Source organism: Ewingella americana (genome assembly GCF_006438725.1).
In the GTDB taxonomy this organism is placed as follows: Bacteria; Pseudomonadota; Gammaproteobacteria; order Enterobacterales; family Enterobacteriaceae; genus Ewingella; species Ewingella americana_A.
On sequence record NZ_RCZD01000010.1, the window covers coordinates 72,662 to 93,264 of the forward strand.

At 53.8% G+C, this 20,603-nt stretch carries 20 protein-coding genes; 10 read left to right on the top strand and 10 right to left on the bottom strand.

What is annotated here, in order from left to right; translation table 11 throughout:
* Positions 1-15: 15 nt before the first annotated feature.
* The 3 genes from envZ to EAH77_RS25390 form a co-directional block, all read right to left on the bottom strand.
* Positions 16-1,377 carry a two-component system sensor histidine kinase EnvZ gene (gene envZ / locus EAH77_RS17825; protein WP_140474162.1) on the bottom strand — a complete coding sequence of 454 codons (1,362 nt, stop codon included), beginning with the start codon at positions 1,375-1,377 and terminating at the stop codon, positions 16-18.
* Positions 1,374-2,093, bottom strand: a complete 720-nt coding sequence (gene ompR / locus EAH77_RS17830) for an osmolarity response regulator transcription factor OmpR (RefSeq protein ID WP_009635740.1) — start codon at positions 2,091-2,093, stop codon at positions 1,374-1,376. Before ompR ends, envZ begins: the two co-directional genes overlap by 4 nt.
* Before the next feature lie 107 nt (positions 2,094-2,200).
* A complete protein-coding gene (locus EAH77_RS25390; protein WP_140474163.1) occupies positions 2,201-2,455 on the bottom strand; it encodes a hypothetical protein in 255 nt (84 codons plus the stop codon).
* Positions 2,456-2,723: 268 nt separating this feature from the next.
* Here EAH77_RS25390 and EAH77_RS17840 point away from each other — a divergent pair, with 268 nt between their 5' ends.
* The 10 genes from EAH77_RS17840 to EAH77_RS17885 all read left to right on the top strand — a co-directional run bounded on the left by EAH77_RS17840 (position 2,724) and on the right by EAH77_RS17885 (position 15,095).
* On the top strand, positions 2,724-3,278 hold the full coding sequence (locus EAH77_RS17840; protein WP_140474164.1) for a fimbrial protein: 555 nt from the start codon (positions 2,724-2,726) through the stop codon (positions 3,276-3,278).
* 102 nt (positions 3,279-3,380) lie between these two features.
* Complete coding sequence (locus tag EAH77_RS17845) at positions 3,381-4,067, top strand: fimbrial biogenesis chaperone (RefSeq protein WP_140474279.1); 687 nt, start codon at positions 3,381-3,383, stop codon at positions 4,065-4,067.
* A 70-nt stretch (positions 4,068-4,137) separates the two neighbouring features.
* A complete protein-coding gene (locus tag EAH77_RS17850) occupies positions 4,138-6,687 on the top strand; it encodes a fimbria/pilus outer membrane usher protein (protein WP_140474165.1) in 2,550 nt (849 codons plus the stop codon).
* A gap of 9 nt (positions 6,688-6,696) precedes the next feature.
* Positions 6,697-7,824: a fimbrial protein gene (locus tag EAH77_RS17855; protein ID WP_140474166.1), complete on the top strand. Its 1,128-nt coding sequence runs from the start codon at positions 6,697-6,699 to the stop codon at positions 7,822-7,824.
* Between the two features lie 139 nt (positions 7,825-7,963).
* Positions 7,964-8,452: a transcription elongation factor GreB gene (greB, locus tag EAH77_RS17860; protein WP_140474167.1), complete on the top strand. Its 489-nt coding sequence runs from the start codon at positions 7,964-7,966 to the stop codon at positions 8,450-8,452.
* A gap of 124 nt (positions 8,453-8,576) precedes the next feature.
* Positions 8,577-10,922, top strand: coding sequence for a Tex family protein (locus EAH77_RS17865; protein WP_140474168.1), 2,346 nt, complete (start codon positions 8,577-8,579; stop codon positions 10,920-10,922).
* A 401-nt stretch (positions 10,923-11,323) separates the two neighbouring features.
* A complete protein-coding gene (feoA, locus tag EAH77_RS17870; protein WP_140474169.1) occupies positions 11,324-11,551 on the top strand; it encodes a ferrous iron transporter A in 228 nt (75 codons plus the stop codon).
* Between the two features lie 66 nt (positions 11,552-11,617).
* The gene (gene feoB, locus EAH77_RS17875) at positions 11,618-13,933 is read left to right on the top strand and encodes a Fe(2+) transporter permease subunit FeoB (protein WP_140474170.1); all 2,316 of its coding nucleotides are present in this window, start codon (positions 11,618-11,620) and stop codon (positions 13,931-13,933) included.
* A 9-nt stretch (positions 13,934-13,942) separates the two neighbouring features.
* Positions 13,943-14,182 (top strand): FeoC-like transcriptional regulator, encoded by a 240-nt coding sequence (locus EAH77_RS17880; RefSeq protein ID WP_140474171.1) that lies wholly within the window; start codon positions 13,943-13,945, stop codon positions 14,180-14,182.
* Positions 14,175-15,095, top strand: coding sequence for a LysR family transcriptional regulator (locus EAH77_RS17885; RefSeq protein WP_140474172.1), 921 nt, complete (start codon positions 14,175-14,177; stop codon positions 15,093-15,095). The genes EAH77_RS17880 and EAH77_RS17885 overlap by 8 nt, the downstream gene beginning before the upstream one ends.
* Here EAH77_RS17885 and EAH77_RS17890 read toward each other — a convergent pair.
* From EAH77_RS17890 to EAH77_RS17920, 7 genes are all read right to left on the bottom strand, one after another.
* The gene (locus tag EAH77_RS17890; RefSeq protein ID WP_241673486.1) at positions 15,075-15,689 is read right to left on the bottom strand and encodes a hypothetical protein; all 615 of its coding nucleotides are present in this window, start codon (positions 15,687-15,689) and stop codon (positions 15,075-15,077) included. The genes EAH77_RS17885 and EAH77_RS17890 overlap by 21 nt on opposite strands.
* A 218-nt stretch (positions 15,690-15,907) precedes the next feature.
* The gene (gene mdcH / locus EAH77_RS17895) at positions 15,908-16,846 is read right to left on the bottom strand and encodes a malonate decarboxylase subunit epsilon (protein ID WP_140474174.1); all 939 of its coding nucleotides are present in this window, start codon (positions 16,844-16,846) and stop codon (positions 15,908-15,910) included.
* Between the two features lie 8 nt (positions 16,847-16,854).
* Entirely contained in the window at positions 16,855-17,478 is a 624-nt protein-coding gene (locus EAH77_RS17900; protein ID WP_140474175.1) for a malonate decarboxylase holo-ACP synthase, read from the bottom strand.
* A 19-nt stretch (positions 17,479-17,497) separates the two neighbouring features.
* Positions 17,498-18,460, bottom strand: coding sequence for an AEC family transporter (locus EAH77_RS17905; RefSeq protein ID WP_140474176.1), 963 nt, complete (start codon positions 18,458-18,460; stop codon positions 17,498-17,500).
* Between the two features lie 154 nt (positions 18,461-18,614).
* Complete coding sequence (gene mdcE / locus EAH77_RS17910) at positions 18,615-19,439, bottom strand: biotin-independent malonate decarboxylase subunit gamma (protein ID WP_140474177.1); 825 nt, start codon at positions 19,437-19,439, stop codon at positions 18,615-18,617.
* Positions 19,436-20,272, bottom strand: a complete 837-nt coding sequence (locus EAH77_RS17915; RefSeq protein ID WP_140474178.1) for a biotin-independent malonate decarboxylase subunit beta — start codon at positions 20,270-20,272, stop codon at positions 19,436-19,438. Before EAH77_RS17915 ends, mdcE begins: the two co-directional genes overlap by 4 nt.
* The gene (locus EAH77_RS17920; protein WP_140474179.1) at positions 20,262-20,564 is read right to left on the bottom strand and encodes a malonate decarboxylase subunit delta; all 303 of its coding nucleotides are present in this window, start codon (positions 20,562-20,564) and stop codon (positions 20,262-20,264) included. The genes EAH77_RS17915 and EAH77_RS17920 overlap by 11 nt, the downstream gene beginning before the upstream one ends.
* Positions 20,565-20,603: the final 39 nt, after the last annotated feature.

Genomic DNA, 20,603 nt, shown 5'->3' on the forward strand with positions numbered 1-20,603 from the left:
CAAAGCCCCCCTAAATCAAACTGTTTTTTGCGGAAGGGCTAACGCTACAACCTTCTCCACCGGTAATGGCAGATAAGCACGAATGCGTAACCCACCCCGTGGGCTGCGGCCTATATCGAGGGAACCGGCATGAGCATCGATGATGCGCTGAACAATCGCCAGACCCAGACCTGTACCACTGGTGGTTCGGGCGCTGTCGCCACGTACGAAAGGTTGGAACAGGTGCTTAAGCTGACTCTGCTCAATGCCCGGGCCGTCGTCTTCCACCTGGAACCATCCACGGTGTAACTCTTTGCCGCTGCTGACTTTAATCCAGCCATTGCCATAACGGGCTGCGTTCACCACCATATTCGCCACGGCACGTTTGATGGAGAGCGGATGCACGTTAACCAGGACTTCACCGTCGATCAGGTCACTGTCAATTTCGCGCTCGTAGCCGCTTTCAGCGGCAATCACTTCGCCGAGGATCGCGTTCAAATCACACACTTCGGTCTGCAATTCCTGACCCGTGCGCAGATAATCGATGAATTGCTCGATGATGGCATTACACTCTTCGATGTCCTTGTTGATCGACTCCGCAAGATAGCCATCGCCGTCACTCATCATCTCAGTCGCTAAACGAATTCGGGTCAACGGCGTGCGCAAGTCATGGCTGACACCGGCCATCAGTAGCGTTCGGTCGTCGGCCAGTTGCTTCACACCAGCGGCCATCTGATTAAATGCCCGCGTCACGGAGCGTACTTCAGACGCGCCATATTCCCGCAGCGGTGGCGGAATAATGCCCTTCCCCACCTGCAAGGCGGCATGTTCGAGCTCAACCAGGGGTCGGTTCTGAATACGGATAAACAGCCACGCACCGCCAATCGCCAACAGCATGATGGCCAGCGTGTAGCGGAACAGCGGGGAGAAATCGCCCTGATGGATTTCGGTTAATGGCACGCGGACCCAGATGTCAGGAGACAGCCAGGTTTTGAGCCACACCACCGGGGTATTTTTATTCACTTCAACGCGAACGTCGGTCGGGCCACCAAGTTGCTGGGCCATTTGCTGACTGAGGAATTCGTAATGCTGCGCCCAGCGCAGGCCGCTCTCTTCAGCCGCAGAATTGGTATACAGAGAGATACCCAGCTCGCGATAAATTTCACGACGGAACGCCGGAGGCACGGCCAGCAGTGTGCCATCTTCCAGCTGCAACCGGTCGGTCATCAGCATACGAACTTCGTAAGCCAGCACCTTATTAAACTGTTGCAGACTGGGCAGGATGGCAAAGTTCAGCACCACCAGATAGGTCGTCACCAGGCTGACAAACAGCAAGGTGACGATCAACAGCAGGGTTCGGGCAAACGAGCTACGCGGTGAAAAGCGTATTCGTTTCATGCCTTACTGCCGTCCGGTACAAAGACATAACCCAAACCCCAAACGGTCTGGATATAACGTGGATGTGCCGGGTCTTCTTCCACCATGCGGCGCAGGCGGGAGATCTGAACATCAATAGAACGCTCCATAGCGCTGTATTCACGGCCACGGGCCAGGTTCATCAGTTTGTCACGAGACAGCGGTTCACGTGGGTGGCTCACCAGCGCTTTAAGCACAGCAAATTCACCACTGGTCAGCGGCATAGGTTCATCTTCGCGGAACATTTCGCGCGTTCCCAAATTCAGCTTGAACTTGCCGAAGGAGATAACCGCTTCTTCCTGCGAAGGCGCGCCAGGCAGCTCATTGGCTTGACGGCGCAAAACAGCGCGGATACGGGCCAGCAGCTCACGCGGGTTGAACGGTTTAGGAATATAGTCATCCGCGCCGATCTCAAGGCCGACGATGCGATCGACTTCCTCGCCTTTGGCAGTCACCATAATAATCGGCATCGGGTTGCTCTGGCTGCGCAGACGGCGGCAGATAGAGAGACCGTCTTCACCCGGCAACATGAGGTCAAGCACCATCAGATGGAAGGATTCACGGGTCAGCAGGCGATCCATTTGTTCAGCATTTGCTACACTACGTACCTGGAAGCCTTGTTCGGTCAGATAACGCTCTAAAAGTGCGCGCAAGCGCATGTCATCATCAACAACCAGAATCTTGTGATTCTCTTGCATTTTTATTACTCCCAAAGGCATTAATACCCAAGCGTCTATTGTTAGAAAAATGTGGTAAAACAGACAGCATTTAATGGTATATATTCTAGTCGAAATTGTTACAAAGCTTATGCTTTTCCTAATTTATCAACAATTTTCAAGCAGTATGCAAACTTTACAACCATCACTGGCTTCATCATCGTCATCACTGAGCAAGTTTGCACTCTTCTGTCTGCGCAACCTAACTTAATATCCACAGCACAACGCTCATGCAGCCCAAAGCCGCCGCTTTCTTTTTTGGACTGTGACGCTAACACTCCCCCGTTACCGTAGTTGTTTATTTTTAAAAACCTTAATTTTCCAGAAAATAATAAAACACCCAATAAATAATTTTCGTTAACTTTTAGCGAATGATCAATATTGCGAATATTAAAAATAAATTAATTAATATTTCATATAAATCATTAGATAAATTAATACAAATAATCTCACCCGCCTCGATTTTTTTTAGATAAAACGAACACAATATCGTTTCATCCCGGTCAAACCACTATGCTAGACTTCCTTTCGTGTGGTGCGGGTAATAATAAAATTCGGCACAACTCATCATATTCACTTAAGTTTTCCACTAACTTTAGAATGGATTCTCAGATGAAAAATAAACTTAGTTTTATTACAGGTGGTTTATTTATGGCGCTTTCGGCAAATAGCCTGGCGATAGATGGCATAATAAATTTCCACGGAAGTATTATTACGCAGGCCTGTGAAATAAATGGCGGTCAGGACGTTGACGTTCAACTGGGCACCTATTCTGCAGCTCAGTTCCGTAGCATTGGTGATAAATCCCCTAGCATTCCATTTACTTTACCCTTAACTAACTGTCCGGTGGCTACAGCAGAAGACCCTACCGTTCCACAGTTTCGTATCTGGCTCGAAGCTCCCACCGTTACCGACCACCCGGACCTGGTTCAGGTCACCTCCGCGTTTGATGATGACACCATCGCCGACGGTGTTGGGGTTAAAATTCTGGATGGCCAAACCAAAGCGGTTATGCAGCTCAATACCCTGCCAGAAATTATCTACAAAATATCTAAAGCAAGTATGAATGTCGATTTGATTGCCTACTACGAATCGTATAAAGCCCCTACAGACATCAAGGCTGGGCCGGCAGAAGCCAGCGTCAATGTCACTCTTGATTATCGTTAACAGGTGACTTATCACAGGCCGGGATTCTGGCCTGTGAGCCTCTTGGTTAACTCATGTAAGACACATATTTATCGTCGGCTTATTACAGGATGTAATATGAACATGCGTAATACAGTAAACTTTTTAATTAAAGGTTTAACATTATTGCTTATCACTACGCAGATAAGTCATGCGGGGGGCATTGTCATTGGCCAAACGCGAGTCATTTATGATGCCGATAAAAAAGAAGCGGCACTTTCTATCACGAACAACTCGGAGAGCAATCCTTTTCTAATTCAATCATGGGTTGATACCGGAGAGAGTAAAACGCACGGCCCCTTTGTAGTGACCCCACCGTTATTTAGAATTAATCCGCAGGAAGAGCATACGCTACGCATTTCATATACAGGTGCTCAATTACCCAAAGACAAAGAATCATTATTTTATATAAATGTGCGTGCTATTCCTTCGTCCAAAAAAGGGTCGACCAATGAACTGAAGCTGGTCGTTAAAACACGCCTCAAACTCTTTTACCGGCCGAAGGGCTTAGCAGGCTCCGCCGCTGAAGCCTATAAATTGCTGACATTCACCCGCTCAGGCGGGCAGTTGCATATCCATAACCCTACGTCCTTCTACGTCACCTTCAGCAGCCTCAAAGCCGGGAACAGTGTGCTTTCGCAGGTTGAAATGATCGCACCGCAAAGCGCAATCGACATTCCTCTTGATCGCAATAACAGCGGTAACACCGTCAGATGGAGTGCCATCACCGACTATGGCGGCGGCAACGTTGTCCAGCAGCGAACGTTATGAATCTAAATCAATAGATTCATCAACACCCTTTCCCCGAAAGCGACGGCCCCTCCTACAGAGACAGATGACGATGCTTAATAATAAAAATAATAAGTTAGCTGAATGGGAATCTGCATGTGCCCAACACGTCAGAAGCCCCGTCCTTTTAAAATGGTATCTTGCCTGCGCCATTCTGCCCGCTATCTGTTCCATCAGACCATCGTCTGCGGACGAAGTTTACTTTGACCCCAGACTGCTCGAATTAAATGACCAGACAAAAAGCCAGGTTGATCTCTCGATTTTCTCCAAGGAAAAGGCACAAATCGCGGGAACCTACGACACGGCTATTTTTGTGAATATGAAGCAGAAGCTGCAACAGAACATCCGATATGACGCAGCCCCCGACGGCAGGTTAGTTCCTGAGTTAACCCCCGATCTCCTGCGTGCGCTGGGTGTCAAAGTGGCAGCTTTCCCGGCTTTGATGAATCAGCCACAAGACAGCCCGCTCGGCGATCTGGCTCTCTATATCCCGGCGGCATCCGCCAAACTGGACTTCAACCTGATGCGTCTTAACATCAGTATCCCCCAGGCCGCGATGGAGACCAATGCGCAGGATTATGTCGACCCGGCAAGATGGGATGACGGTATCCCCGTGCTGTTTTCCAACTACTCGTTCTCTGGCGCACAGCGGAAAAATAACAACGGCAGCGACGACAACAGCCAGTATCTGAATCTGCAAAATGGTCTCAACATAGGGCCGTGGCGCTTACGTAATTATTCTACCTACTCTAACGGTGAGGGCGGGCAGCATTGGGATACTGTATCGACCTACATTGAGCGCGACATAAAATCGCTCAGGTCGAAGTTGTCGGTCGGGCAAAGTGCAACGAACGGCGATGTTTTTGACAGCGTGCAGTTCACCGGTATGCAGGTTGCCTCCGACGACAATATGCTGCCCAACAGCCAGCGCGGATTTGCCCCGACTATCCGTGGCATCGCCAATACCAACGCTGAAGTCACGGTCAGGCAAAACGGCTTTATTATCTATCAAAGCTATGTGGCGCCTGGCGCCTTTGAAATCAACGATCTCTACCCTTCATCCTACAGCGGTGATCTCGACGTCACGGTGAAAGAGGCCGACGGCACGGAGCGGCATTTTAACCAGCCATTTTCCGCCGTACCTATCATGCAGCGCCCTGGCAGGCTGAAATACAGCGCGACGCTGGGCCGTTACCGCGCCACCAACAGTGGGGACAAGGAACCAGAATTTGCACAGGGCACTGCAATCTATGGTGTCTCCAACGATGTCACCGCCTATGCAGGCTTACTCATGTCGCAGGATTATCAGTCCGGCGTCACAGGCGTTGGCTACAGTCTTCACGCTCTGGGTTCTCTCTCCCTCGATATGAGCCATGCCCGGACTAAGCAGGATCAAAGCCAGAGTCAGTCTTCCAGCGGTGAATCCTACCGGCTGCAATATGCGAAAAATATCGAAGCTACAGAGACCAATGTCACGATGGCGGCTTACCGTTACTCCTCCAAAGGCTACTATGATTTTGACGAAGCCAACCAGCAGCAAAACAGCGCAAATCAGAGCGAGCAGCAGGGGCATAAACACAGTAAGCAGCAGATCAACATCAACCAGTCAGTGACCGACAGTACAAGTCTGTATTTATCGGCTTATCAGCAAAGCTACTGGAACAGCCGGCAGACGGAAAAAAATCTCTCTTTTGGCCTAAACAGCAATGTAGACCGAATTAACTACAACCTGACTTACTCCTACAGCAAGCTCAGTGACACCAATGATCAGCAAATGGCCCTCAGCGTCCGCATTCCCCTGAGCCGCTGGTTACCCCGGGGCTGGGCGACCTACAACATCAGCCACGAAAAAAGCGGTGATACGGTCCAGCAAGTGGGGCTGACTGGCACCGCGCTGGACGATAACCGTCTGAGCTATTCATTAAGGCAAAGTCACTCTGATGGCAGCGGTGGAGACAGCAGCAGTCTGTACTCCTCCTACCACTCCGCGATGGCAGATATGAATGCGGGCTATTACTACGACAAAGAGTCCCAGCAGATAAGTTATGGACTTTCCGGTGGCATCGTTGCCCATCATCACGGCGTCACGCTCTCACAGCCGCTGGGTGAATCTTTCGCTCTGGTGGATACAAACGGTGCCAGCGGCGCACGCATTCGTAATATCCCAGGCGTTAAAACGGACTGGCGCGGCTATGCGATTGTGCCGTACCTGACCGCCTATAGCGAAAACCGGATAGCCCTCGATACCACCACCCTGCCCGCCAATGTAGACAGTAACAACACGGCCGAAACGGTTATTCCAAATAAAGGAGCGATGGTCAACGTGCATTTCGATGCCCGTACCGGCTACCGGTTACTGATCAAACTGGTGGGTAACAATGGCGCTCCCGTGCCTTTCGGGGCCATGGCGGTCAGTGAAGATCAGACGCTGGAAAATATTGTCGATGACGGCGGGATGCTTTATTTAAGCGGCGTGAAAAGCGGTGACAGGTTGCGCCTGCACGTCAAATGGGGAACGGCGGCCAGCCAGCAATGCTGGGCGAATTTCTTCGTAACGCCAACCGACGCCCCCATTCTCACAGGAACCAGCCAATGTATTTAAGGACTAACCATGAATAATCAGAACAGCCGGGTGGTAGCCGTCATGTATTCCGCTCACCGTAAGCCCCTTATTTACACCCTGTTGTGTGGAGCACTGCTTTGCTTTTCTCCCTACACATTTGCCGACTACGCGGCCTGTGAACCCGTGAGTTCCCCCGGTAGCTATGACAATAACCGCCATGACGATCTTCAGACATCACAAAATATCATTGGCTATAACTACGCCTCAGCATTCAATGCTTCACCCGAGACATACCAAATTACCTGCAGTTGCTCTGCGACAGATGCCTTAAGCAGCGGCGGCGTGGTGGTGATGTATAGCGTCAAAACACCGCTGCCTTCCGGCGGCGTCACTAACCAATACAAAATTAATGACCATTTGAATGTTTCAATGAAAGTCGACCTGCCCGACAGCGGCGGGGAAATGCAGGTGCCGATCGCCGCAACCAGCGACAGACAACATCACCGGGCCAAAGACGGTACCGGCGTGTGCGAACAACAAGAACCCAAAGCCAATATTAATGCGGGTTCTCAGGGTACGATCACGCTCTACATTACCCGGCCGTTTATCGGCCAGATTGAGATCCCCCCGACAGTGATTGCCGAGGTGTATGCCAGCTCAGGTAACAATGCCACCAGCCTGCCGCCTCTGGGCTCACCGGTGGCGAAAATCATCCTCAGCGGAACCCTGACTGTCCCACAAAGCTGTGAAATCAATAAAGGAGAGACCATCTCAGTCGATTTTGGTTATATCCCCGTCGGTAAATTCACCACCCGATCGCAGCCGCCGGAGGGATTCCGCCCCAGCTCATTCGACATCATTTACGATTGCACCCAAAACGGCATACCGACGATCCCTGTCGGCACGCGTCTGGCGATGACACTCGAGGGTAACGATGTGAAAGATCAATATGACCTGATCGCCAGACGCCGCCCGTCAGACAACGTTCCTGATATTGGTATCAAGGTGTATAACGCCTCGGGTACCGCCATCCCTTTTATTGCCGGCGATTTACCGATGGACCAGCTCGGCAGTGGCCGCATATCGCTCAAAGCCTATGTGATTAATCTGGTGGGCGGACCGCTGGATACCGGTGAATTTGATGCCACCGCGACCTTGAAAATCGATATCCGTTAACCTTTACGCCAGGCAGCGCAGGTCTCTCCAATTGAACGGGAATACCTGCGCTGCTATGTTGTCTGCTGATAGACTATTGCCACGCATCATCTGAATTCGTCGTGATTCTCGAAAGATATTTATTTCAAGGCAGGCATCGTTGAAAACCAAACTCATTACCCGCGAAGGCTATAACAAGCTTAAACAAGAACTGGATTTTCTCTGGCGCGACGAGCGGCCTGAAGTGACGAAAAAAGTCACCTGGGCGGCTAGCCTGGGCGACCGCAGCGAAAATGCCGATTACCAGTACAACAAGAAACGTCTGCGTGAAATCGACCGTCGCATCCGCTATCTGACCAAATGTATGGAAGAGCTGCGCATTGTTGATCACTCGCCGCAGCAGGATGGCAAAGTGTTCTTTGGCGCCTGGGTGGAAGTGGAAAATGATGACGGCGACGTTAAACGTTTTCGTATCGTCGGTTATGACGAAATTTTTGGCCGTAAAGATTACATCTCGATTGACGCCCCGATGGCGCGGGCCTTGCTGAAAAAAGAGGTGGGCGACAGCACCATAGTACAGACGCCTGTGGGTGACGCGCTGTGGTACATCAATGAAATCCATTACGGTGAAGAGCATCCAGATTCATAAAGCGTTCATAACTCTCAAAACGCCGGTCAGAAGGCCCGCAGCACTGGCATTTCTGACCTTCAAAACGTATAACTGTCCCCCTGCTTTTATGTCTCTTAACTAAAGAAAAACAGATACCAGACCTATGAATGATCAACTGAGCCGCATTATCGCAACTGAATTGCAGGTTCGCCCGGAGCAGGTTGCTTCCGTGGTGCGCTTGCTGGATGAAGGTAATACCGTGCCATTTATTGCACGGTACCGTAAGGAAGTCACCGGTGGGTTGGATGATACCCAACTGCGTCAGTTGGACACCCGTCTGAGTTATCTGCGTGAGCTGGAAGACCGACGCCAGACCATCCTTAAATCCATTGAGGATCAGGGCAAGCTAAGCGACGAACTGGCCAAAGCCATTACCACCACGCTAAGTAAAACCGAACTGGAAGACTTATACCTGCCCTATAAACCCAAGCGCCGCACCCGCGGACAGATCGCCATGGAAGCCGGGCTGGAGCCGCTGGCTGATCTGCTGTGGAACGAACCACAGCACGATCCTGACACCACCGCTGCCAAATTTATTGATGCCGACAAGGGCGTAGCCGACACCAAAGCGGCCCTCGACGGTGCGCGCTATATTCTGATGGAGCGTTTCTCTGAAGACGCCGCCCTGCTGGCAAAAGTCCGCGACTATCTGTGGAAAAATGCCCATCTCGTCTCACGCGTGGTTGAGGGTAAAGAGCAGGAAGGCGCCAAATTCAGTGACTATTTCGATCATCACGAACCCATTGCCAAAGTCCCTTCGCACCGCGCACTGGCGATGTTCCGTGGCCGTAACGAAGGCGTGCTGCAACTGTCGCTAAACGCTGATCCACAACAAGATGAAACGCCGAAAGAGAGCTACGCCGAACAGCTGATCATCGACCATCTGAAGCTGCGCTTAAACAACGCACCGGCTGACGTCTGGCGTCGTGCCGTGGTGAACTGGACCTGGCGTATCAAAGTGCTGCTGCATCTTGAAACCGAACTGATGAGTACCATCCGCGAACGCGCCGAAGATGAAGCCATCAACGTGTTTGCCCGTAACATGCATGACCTGCTGATGGCCGCTCCGGCCGGTATGCGCGCCACCATGGGCCTCGATCCGGGCCTGCGCACCGGTGTGAAAGTTGCCGTTGTGGATAACACCGGCAAACTGGTGGGTATTGATACGGTTTATCCACACACCGGTCAGGCAGCTAAAGCCGCGCAGCAGGTTGCCGCGCTGTGCATCAAACACAACGTCGAACTGGTGGCGATTGGTAATGGCACGGCCTCACGTGAAACTGAGCGTTTCTTCCTCGATCTGCAAAAACAGTTCCCGGAAGTAAAAGCGCAAAAAGTCATCGTCAGCGAAGCCGGGGCTTCGGTCTATTCCGCTTCTGAACTGGCTGCGCTGGAGTTCCCGGATCTCGACGTGTCTATTCGCGGTGCAGTGTCTATTGCACGCCGCCTGCAGGATCCGCTGGCAGAACTGGTGAAGATCGACCCTAAATCGATCGGCGTCGGCCAGTACCAGCATGACGTCAGCCAGACCCAACTGGCGAAGAAACTCGATACCGTGGTGGAAGACTGCGTGAACGCCGTTGGTGTGGATCTCAACACCGCCTCAGTACCGCTGCTGACCCGCGTCGCCGGTCTGACCCGTATGATGGCGCAGAATATCGTTAACTGGCGCGATGAAAACGGCCAGTTCCGCAACCGCGAACAGCTGCTGAAAGTCAGCCGTCTGGGGCCAAAAGCCTTCGAACAGTGTGCGGGCTTCCTGCGTATCAACCATGGTGATAACCCGCTGGACGCCTCCACGGTTCACCCGGAAACCTATCCGGTAGTTGAACGTATTCTGGCGGCGACCCACCTCGCGCTGAAAGAACTGATGGGCGATTCCAACGCGTTGCGTGGCCTGAAAGCCAGCGAGTTCACCGACGAACGTTTCGGTATGCCAACCGTCACGGACATCATCAAAGAGCTGGAAAAACCGGGGCACGATCCGCGCCCAGAGTTCAAAACCGCCACCTTTGCCGATGGCGTAGAGACCATAAACGACCTGATGCCGGGCATGATCCTCGAAGGCTCAGTCACCAACGTGACCAACTTCGGTGCGTTCGTGGATATCGGTGTTCATCAGGACGGTCTGGTACACATCTCCTCACTGGCGAACAAGTTCGTCGAGGACCCGCATACCGTGGTGAAAGCGGGTGACATCGTCAAAGTCAAAGTGATGGAAGTGGACTTGCAGCGCAAACGCATTGCCCTGACCATGCGTCTGGACGAACAACCAGGTGAAGCACCGGCGCGGCGTAACAGCAACTCAGCGGCACCGACGGCAGATAAAGGCCGCGATCAGCAAAAACGTGGCGCATCGAACAAACCTGCCGCACGCCCGTCGTCAAACAGTGCCGGTAACAGCGCCATGATGGATGCCCTGGCTGCCGCTTTGGGTAAAAAACACTAAAAACTCTCTGTGATCTGTTGTGCCGAAGCCGCTGAAATTCAGCGGCTTTTTATTTTCGTCTACTAACATCCATTTGCTGAATGATTACTAATCACATGATCACTGAGGTAAATCAATAAAACGGCAGGGATGACGGCATAGGATAGCCCTGCGATGAAGGCTATCGCGTGGGGTCTTTAGGGAAATGTCCCTTTTTTAATTCCACATTCACGTACTAATTATGATAACTATTCTCGTTTTTACTTCCGCGGATAGTTGATTTAATATTTAGTCAGCAGGCGCTTTCAGCGTCAGATAAAGATACGCAGTATTTCGCAACGACAAGTGGGAATCCGGGCACGGAAGCGCGGCGCATGAAATCCATGCCGCCCTTTTAACGCCTGAATGCTTCGCGAGGATCTATGCAACTTCTCTCTCAACGTGCTTACAAAATCACCGGTTTCTCCTCTGAGATAAGCCCGGCATATCGCCAGAAACTGCTGTCTCTCGGCATGCTGCCTGGCTCACTTTTCAATATTATCCGCGTAGCGCCGATGGGCGATCCGGTTCAGATTGAAACCCGCCGTACCAGTCTGGTCGTGCGTAAAAAAGATCTCGATCTGCTAAAACTTGAAATTCAGGCCTGTTGATTTTCCAGTGCGGGCCGTTCCGCTTGCCCGCCTCCCTTTACGTTATTCCCACGCAGAAACAAACGAATGAAAGCACTGACCATTGGGTTAATTGGTAATCCAAATTCCGGCAAAACGACACTTTTCAACCAATTAACCGGGGCGCGCCAACGCGTGGGCAACTGGGCTGGCGTCACGGTTGAGCGTAAAGAGGGGCAGTTCGCTACCCAGCAACATCAGGTCACGCTGGTGGATTTACCCGGCACCTATTCCCTGACCACCATTTCAGAACAGACGTCCCTCGACGAACAGATTGCCTGTCATTACATCCTCGGCGGCGAAGCAGACCTGATGATTAACGTGGTCGATGCTTCCAATCTGGAACGTAATTTGTATCTGACGCTGCAACTGCTGGAGCTGGGCATTCCGTGTATCGTCGCGCTGAACATGCTGGATATCGCCAAAACTCAGAGCATCACCATCGACATTCCGGCCCTGGCCAAACGCCTTGGTTGCCCGGTGATCGCCCTGGTGTCTACCCGCGCCAGCGGCATTAACGAACTTAAAGCCGCTATCGACCAGCGCCCGGCAGCTTCAAACCTTACCCGCGTGATCTACCCGCCAGTTCTGCAACAGGCGGTTGACCAACTGGCCGATGAGATGCCCGCTGGGATGCCGTTGCAGCAACGGCGCTGGCTGGCTCTGCAAATTCTCGAGGGGGATATCTACAGCCAGACGCACGCCGGTAATGCTGAAGCTCTCCTGCCGCAGGTCCGTGCCCGACTGGCCGAACAGCAGCATGAAGACCCGGCACTGCTGATTGCCGATGCCCGCTATCAGAGCATCGTCAGCCTGTGTGAAGCGGTAAGCAACGCTCACCTGACTGCACCGAACCGCATGACGCAACGCCTCGATCAGGTGATCCTCAACCGTTTCCTCGGTGTGCCTATTTTCCTGCTGGTGATGTACCTGATGTTCCTGCTGGCCATTAACATCGGCGGTGCGCTGCAACCGATTTTCGATATCGGCTCGGCGGCTATTTTCATTCAGGGTACCCAGTGGCTGGGCTTCACCCTGCACTTCCCGCAGTGGCTGACTATTTTCCTTGCTCAGGGCGTCGGCGGCGGGATCAATACCGTTTTGCCGCTGGTACCGCAAATCGGCATGATGTATCTGTTTCTGTCGTTCCTGGAAGACTCCGGCTACATGGCGCGTGCCGCCTTTGTGATGGACCGTCTGATGCAGGCGCTGGGCCTGCCGGGCAAATCCTTCGTTCCGCTGATCGTAGGTTTTGGCTGTAACGTGCCGTCAATTATGGGTGCACGCACACTGGATGCCCCACGTGAACGGCTGATGACCGTCATGATGGCGCCGTTTATGTCCTGCGGTGCACGTCTGGCGATTTTCGCCGTATTCTCCGCCGCGTTCTTCGGACAGAGTGGCGCATCGGTGGTCTTTTCTCTTTACCTGCTGGGTATCGTGGTCGCCATTCTTACCGGCCTGGTGCTGAAGTACACCATCATGCGCGGTGAAGCCTCGCCGTTCGTCATGGAGTTGCCGGTTTATCACATTCCCCACCTGAAAAGTCTGCTGTTGCAGACCTGGCAACGCCTGAAAGGTTTTGTACTGCGGGCCGGTAAAGTGATTGTCATCGCCAGTATTTTCATTGGCGCACTCAACAGCTTCTCCTTCAGTGGCAAAGCCGTCGACAACATTAACGACTCAGCGCTGGCGACCGTCAGTAAAGTGCTGACGCCAATCCTCAGTCCGATGGGTGTGCATGAAGACAACTGGCAGGCCACCGTCGGGCTGGTCACCGGTGCGATGGCAAAAGAAGTGGTGGTCGGTACGCTCAACACCCTCTACACCGCCGAACACATCACCAAGCAACAGTTCGACGCTGCCAATTTCGATCTGCCGGGCGAACTGAACGGCGCAATGCGTCAGACCTGGCAGGGACTGAAAGACACCTTCAGTCTGAGCGTGCTGTCCAACCCGATCGAAGCCAGTAAAGGCGACGGGGAAATGGCCGCGACCTCAATGGGCGTGATGAGCAGTAAATTTGGCACCGCCATTTCGGCCTACAGTTATCTGATCTTCGTGCTGCTTTACGTTCCCTGCGTCTCAGTCATGGGGGCTATCGCGCGTGAAACCAGCCGTGGCTGGATGACATTCTCCATCTTCTGGGGGCTTAACGTGGCCTACTCACTGGCGACGCTGTTCTTCCAGGTCGCCACCTTCAGCGACCATCCGGGACGCAGCGCGGGTATCATCCTGACAGTGATTATTTTCAATACGCTGGTACTGCTGACCCTGAGAAAAATGCGCAGCCGCGTCAGCGTCACGCTGAAACCGCGCAAAGCTGCTGCCTGCTGTAGCTCACCTTCGGGCGACTGCCACTAGGAGTAAAGGATGACCTCATTGATTGCCGTTCGCGACGGCGTAGCGCTGGCGGGTAGGGTTGATGCCCGACAACTGAGCCATCAGTTACAAGCTCCGCAGCCCCTGGTACAGGCGATGCTCGACCGTCTGGTTGCGATGCGCAAAGTGGAAGCCATAGAACCCGATAACAGCTGCCTGAGCGGCAGTTGTAAAAGCTGCGCCGACGGTCAAAAGTGTCTGACTGTCAGCTACCGGCTGATGCATGATTGATAGTGAAATCACCTTCCGTAAGCTGGAAATCTTCATCGCTTACATGGAAAAACTCAACATCACCCGTACGGCTGAACATCTGGGCCTGAGCAGCGTCAGCGTTCACCGTGCACTGCATTCACTGGAGGAGGGTTTACGCTGCCCGCTGTTTATTCATAAAGGCCGTAACCTGCTGCCACTTCCCGCCGCCAAAGCGCTGCTGGAGCACGCCGCGTTAGTGACTGAGCAGATGGAGCACGGCATTGAGGCCACGCGCCTTGCCGCCGGATTTGGCCAGAAACGGCTGAAGCTGGGCACACTCTATTCCCTCACGCTGCAAACTATTCCGCGTCTGATCATGGGCCTCAAACTGCGTCGGCCCGAACTGGAGCTGGAGCTGGTGATGGGGTCAAACAGTCATTTACTGGACAGAATGGAAGAGGGCCAGTTGGACGCCGTGCTGATCTCCACCAGCGACTCTGCGGTGGATCCCCTGCGCTATGACCAGATACCGCTGTTTCAGGATGATATCTTCCTCGCCGCCCCCGCCAGTTCAGTGATAGCCACAGAAGGTCCTGCCGATTTACGTGATTTCAGGCATCAGAAATTTGTGGCGCTGGCCGAAGGGTTTGCCACCTACCACGGTTTTCAGGAAGCTTTTCAGATAGCGGGTTTCGACCCGGACATTGTCACCCGGGTGAATGATATTTTTTCGATGCTCAGTCTGGTGCAGGCGGGCGTGGGCTATACGTTGATTCCGGGCCGCATGAAAGGGGTGTATGAAAACACCGTGCGCCTGATGCCGCTGGCCGAACCTTATCAGATGCGACAAACCATCGCGCTGGTCTATCCGCACAGCCGCGAGCGCGACCCGAATCTGCTGGCACTGGCGGCTGAATGCCGGATGTATGCGTTAGGGAATGCGGCTGGCTGACGTTTTGTCGCGGTTTTGAGCAATAAAGACGACTGAGCTGTGCGTTTTATCCGGGTGCGGGCTCCAGATAGCTGACTCGGGAATACTGACGCCGTCGTAACGCATTTTCGTACCATCGTATGGGTAGAACTGCCTTTTATCAGTATCCAGCACAAAAACGACTAATTCGCTCGAGTCCTGCGCCAGGCGCTGCCACAAGGCCTTACCGCCAGCATAGTGGTCATTGTCACTCATTAAAGTCAGTTTCTTTTTAATCACTAATGTTTCATACAGTAAAGTTGCCAGGCGGAAATCCCGCATTTCAGGATTAACGACTACGCCTTCAATTTGAAACACCTGCTCGTCTTCCCAAAGCTGACTCACATCCAGAATCTCATCATCATTTTTTCGGCGGGTAAGTTCCAGCGTGGCAACCACGTGGTGTCGTTTTTCACCCCGGTTGTCGATTCTGGTTTCTGCTTCTGCGATAGCGATAAACGGAATTTTTTCATCATAAATGATTAACATATCGATATTGTTGAATCGTATCTCATCAATGATTTCAAACCGTCGGGCCAGAGTAGCTGTGCTATAAGATCTTTCGAGCACGATCATTTGTGAATCCCCGCGAATCAGAACTGGCATGATATCCCTTCATACTAAAAGATAACTCATCAGATACCGCTGATGAGTGGCTGGATTAAAGCATAGTGCTCAATATACCAACAAAATAGAAGAGCAATTTTGCTTCCCTGACGCTGCCACAGTGTTCGCATTACATGAACATATAATGCCTGCCGGTCATGCGTTTGCGGACCAACCTACCACGCCTTTTATTGCCGTTCCTTTTCCCGTAACCGCATTGCGAGAGTCCTCGCAAGCTGTATGCCTGACTGGCACAGCGACAGCGCTTCGCCCTGATCCATCGCACGTCGGGTCAGGCCGGTGAGCACGCTGCCCGGCGGCATTTCTATCGCCAGACGCACGTCCCGCTGGTAGGCCGCCACCATGGCATCGCGCCAGTTAACGGTACGCGCCATGTTCATCGCCAGATCGTCGGCAATCTTTTCCGGCTGCCAGTAAACCCGGCCAGTGGTGCCGCTGAGATAACCGCAGGTTGGGCGCTGTAACGTGACGGACTCGAAGGCGTTAACCAGTCTGGCGGCAGGTGCATCCAGCAAAGCGCAGTGAGAGGGTACGCTGACCGCCAGCCGGTGGGTTTTCTGCGCTCCCTGCGCTTTGGCTAAATTCAATACCTGCTGCATAGCGACGTCGCTGCCGGCGATCACCATCTGATCTTCCGCATTGATATTGGCCAGATACACCGGCGTTTGCGGACTGTTCACCTGCTCCAGCAGCGCGGAAACCTTATCCTGGCTCAGTCCGGTGATGGCCGACAAGCCAAACCCCTGCGGATAAGCCTGCTGCATCAGCTCGCCGCGCAGCGCCACCAGCCGCACGGCATCGTCAAAGCCTAAAGCACCGGCTATCACCGCCGCCGGAAACGCACCAATCGACAGACCACTGCAAAAATCCGGCTTCACCCCTTCGGTTTCCAGCTGCTTTGCCCAGACTACCCCGGCAATCAGCAGGCACAGCTGCACCGCACGGGTGGAACGCAGTGCATCGGCAGTATCCAGCAGATAGATATCTTCACCCAGCGCGGCACTGGCCTGGGTTAGCAGATCATGGGTAAGAGCGTTTTCCGGCAGGCGGTGCAACATATCAGGCACCTGTGGCCCCTGGCCGGGAAAGGTAAACAAGATGTTCATAACACTCCTCAGACTGCAGGCTTGCTCCACGGGTCAGTGATCAGAACCGGGCCTGAGTCAGTTTTCAGCATAAATTCCCCGCCGCGCAGCCATTCCGTCAGCGAGAAACCGCCCTGCGGCGTGGTGATTTGCACATCGACGCGGCACGGCATCTCTTCAAGGCGGGTGTGGAAAGCGGAAAATTCAATGGAATCCACCGGCTGGTCACAGCGGATGAGTAAATCGAGATCGCTCTCTGCGTGCATGACCGGAATATCGCTGGCCATGGCATAGGCACAGCTACCGGTCACGCCCCACTGCCAGGGCAGTTTCAGGCTGGCGAGAGTGATCAGCGCCTGCATGGGTTGCAGGGAGATAAAGCGTGAATGCAGCAGCGTAACCGGGTCGGCCACCAACGATTCTGGCGTCACCACGCGCAGCACGTCTTCGGGTTTTATCCAGGCGGCGGCGCGCTGAATTTTGGTCATGCCGCGTATCCCGACCGGGATGGCGCCATCGTCGCGCCGGTCACGACGCACCACCAGCGGCAGATGCGGCCGCCAGTTGCTCACCCAGTCAGGTAAGCCCTGGGCGTTTTCCAGCGAAGCTCGGTCGGCAATCCAAATCAGATCATGGGCACGCGGCAGACTCATCGTTACGGTTCCTTATTCATCAGTGCAGTGAAGCGGTCAGTGTTATAAACAGCGGTAACGTAATGATACACAACACTGAACTGATCAACAGTGACGCTTCTGCATCTGGCGACTGCACGCCGAACCGATTACCGAACACGATGCCGAAGAAACCGGCTGACAGTGCAATCATCAGAATGGCCGTCACCGCCATCTGGCCACTGAGGCCAAAGGCCAGCACCAGACCCCAGGCAATAAATGGCTGAATCAGGTTTTTCGCCACGCAGGAGACCAGCACCGGTCCGTTGATTTTCAGCTGACGCGCCGACAGGATCACACCGGTCAGGAACAGCGCTGATGCCGTGGCGGACAGCCCCAGCGGTTTAATCGAGGCCAGCACAATTTCCGGCATTTTGATGCCGATGGCTGACAGCACCACCCCCAGCAGCGGACCCCAGACAATCGGTTTTTTTACCGAACGCCACATCAGTACCGGCAACAGCGCCAGCGAAGAACCCTGGCCTTCACCGCCGAGACGCGCTTTTTCACGCTCGAGGATCAACAGACAGAACGGCGTCATCAGTACCGAACCGCAGGCAATCGCCACCGCGACCGACAGCGAGGTGGTGGAAGACTCCCCCAATACGCTGCCGAGAATCGGCAGACCGAGTGCCGCATAGTTTGGCAGCGCGACGGTCAGCGTCAGCACCGCGGCGTCCTGCGGGGACTTGTGAAAGACCCGGGTGCAGGTGAAGTAAATCGCCGCATAGGTTATCCACATCGCCAGAACCAGCACCACAATCAGCGGCGTCTGTTCAACAATCCCGGCCCACGGGGTCTGTACGGTGGCAGCAAACAGCGTAGCGGGCAGAGCAAAATCCATCACAAATACGTTCAGTAACGAGACGTTTTTGTTATCCACCATTTTCGCCTTCCCGGCAAAATAACCGAGCAGCATGATGACGAAAATCGGGGCGAGTGCGTGCAAAATTACATAAGTCATAGCGATGTACCTGAGGTAAATAAAAAGGAATTACCCAGCCCGCCGGTTACGATGTTTTTTATAAATTCCAGTCGGATGCAGCACGTTGAACTCTGTGCCGCATCTCGCTGTATGCAGGTGCCTTTACCGGCTGAAAGACTGAAAAGTTAGCGAATTACCACGCCTGGCGCATACGCTCACGAACGTGTAGCGAACTGGCGCGGTTGTCGGCGCCTAAGCGATTTTTAAGGCCAACCCCCTCCTGACGCGCTTGCTGGATGTTGTTCCACAGCGCCGACTGCACATTGACGATATCGTCCGGCGTCGCGCTGTCGGGATTGCCGATCTCCATCAGTTGCGCCAGCAGACCGAGGGTGGCGTAGTTTTCGATGTCATAGGCCATCGGCGGGATGGTCGCCGCCAGTTTCTCCAGCGCCTCGACCGAGCGCAGCGTAATGCGCGCCGCCGATTCTTTGCCCATCGCGTGGATCATCACATCCGGGTTATTGAAGGCGATAAGCTTATTGGCCTGATAGCCGTGGGCCAGAAACGCGCCGGACATGGCTTTGCCAACAATCAGTCCAATCACCGGATGCCCGGCCAGACGCGCATTGGCATAAGCCCCGGCCGCCCCGGCCAGCGCCTGATGAATACCAAAAGCTTCTTCGCGGCGGCCATAAGCCTGACTCGGCACGTCAATCACTGCCACAATTGCCCGCTTGGTAGATTTTCCGGCATCTTCGGCGATGGTCTGGCTGACCACTTTGGCCAGCGTCCAGCCCTCGAGCAGGCCGACTTCGCCGCCCGCCGCACGTGGATAATGGTTATTGGCATCAGGCACCACGACGATATAACGCACGTCCTGATCGTTGATTTTCCCGTCTGCCGCTTTCACCGACGGGCACAATCCGGTTAACGGCGTGGCGTCTTTGGTCAGCTCTGCAAACCAGTAATCACCGCGGCTGACGGCGTTTTTAGCAATATTTTCAAGCGTGCTCATGCGAGGTCCTCCCGTTTGAACAAGGTTTGCGTGACGTCTCGGCTGGCCTGCTGAGTGGTATCAAAGCCGGTGAGTTTTGGCAGGTAAACGTCGAATTTATCGGAACGATGCTGCGCCGGAACACCTTTGGCGATAAACGCCAACAGGTTGCTTTTCACTTCACTCAGCGAATCTTTCACCAGCGCGTCAACAAAACCGGTGTGATAGCGTACGTCGCCACCGGTGATACTCCAGATAAACGGCCGGTCACGGGAGTCATACTCTTCGATACCCGCTTCCTGCTCGATAACTTGCGGGCCGTTCAGGCCCAGACGCGCTTCACGGGTCACGATGAGGTAACTGCACAGCGCAGCGGCAATCGACATGCCACCAAAGCAACCGACGGTACCGGCAACCACGCCAATCACCGGCGTATAGCGGCGTAAATCTACAATCGCGGCGTGAATATCGGCGATAGCAGCCAGGCCGAGATTGGCCTCCTGCAAACGCACACCGCCGGTTTCCAGCAGCAGCACGGCCTGCGTCGGGATGCCGTGGCGATTATCTTCGGCCGCCAGCTCTAACGCCGCGGCCATTTTCGCACCGGAGACTTCCCCCATGCTGCCGCCCTGGAATGCCCCTTCGATAGCCACTACCACTGCTGGCTGGCCTTCGATAGTGCCTTTGGCGACCACCATGCCGTCATCGGCCTGCGGCACGATGCCCTGCGGTTCCAGCCACGGTGACATAATGCGTTCGAACGGCCCCAGCAGTTCGCGAAACGTCCCGGCATCGAGCAGGTTGCACGCACGCTGGCGGGCATTCAGCTCAATAAAGCTTTGATCAGTTGGCATAACCCGCCTCCTCAAATACCTGTTCAATCCGCAGACGCGCCACGCCAGGCGTAGCGCCGAAGTCATTGATGTCGAGCTGGCCTGCGGGCAGTTCACGCAGTTGGCTCAGACGGTCAAAAAAACGTTGCCACAAGGTGTGGCTGCCATCGACGGAGGTCGTGACGGTGACGTGCAGCTTGTCGCCATTTTTCGGTTCATACAGCGCTTCTAAATCGCCTGAGCCGACCACGCCAGCCTGCGCGCATCCGGTCAGCGATGTTTGCGCCGGGTAAGTAAATTCAAAACGTTCCATAACACCTCTTTATACCCATCATGATGTTAATAATCGGAC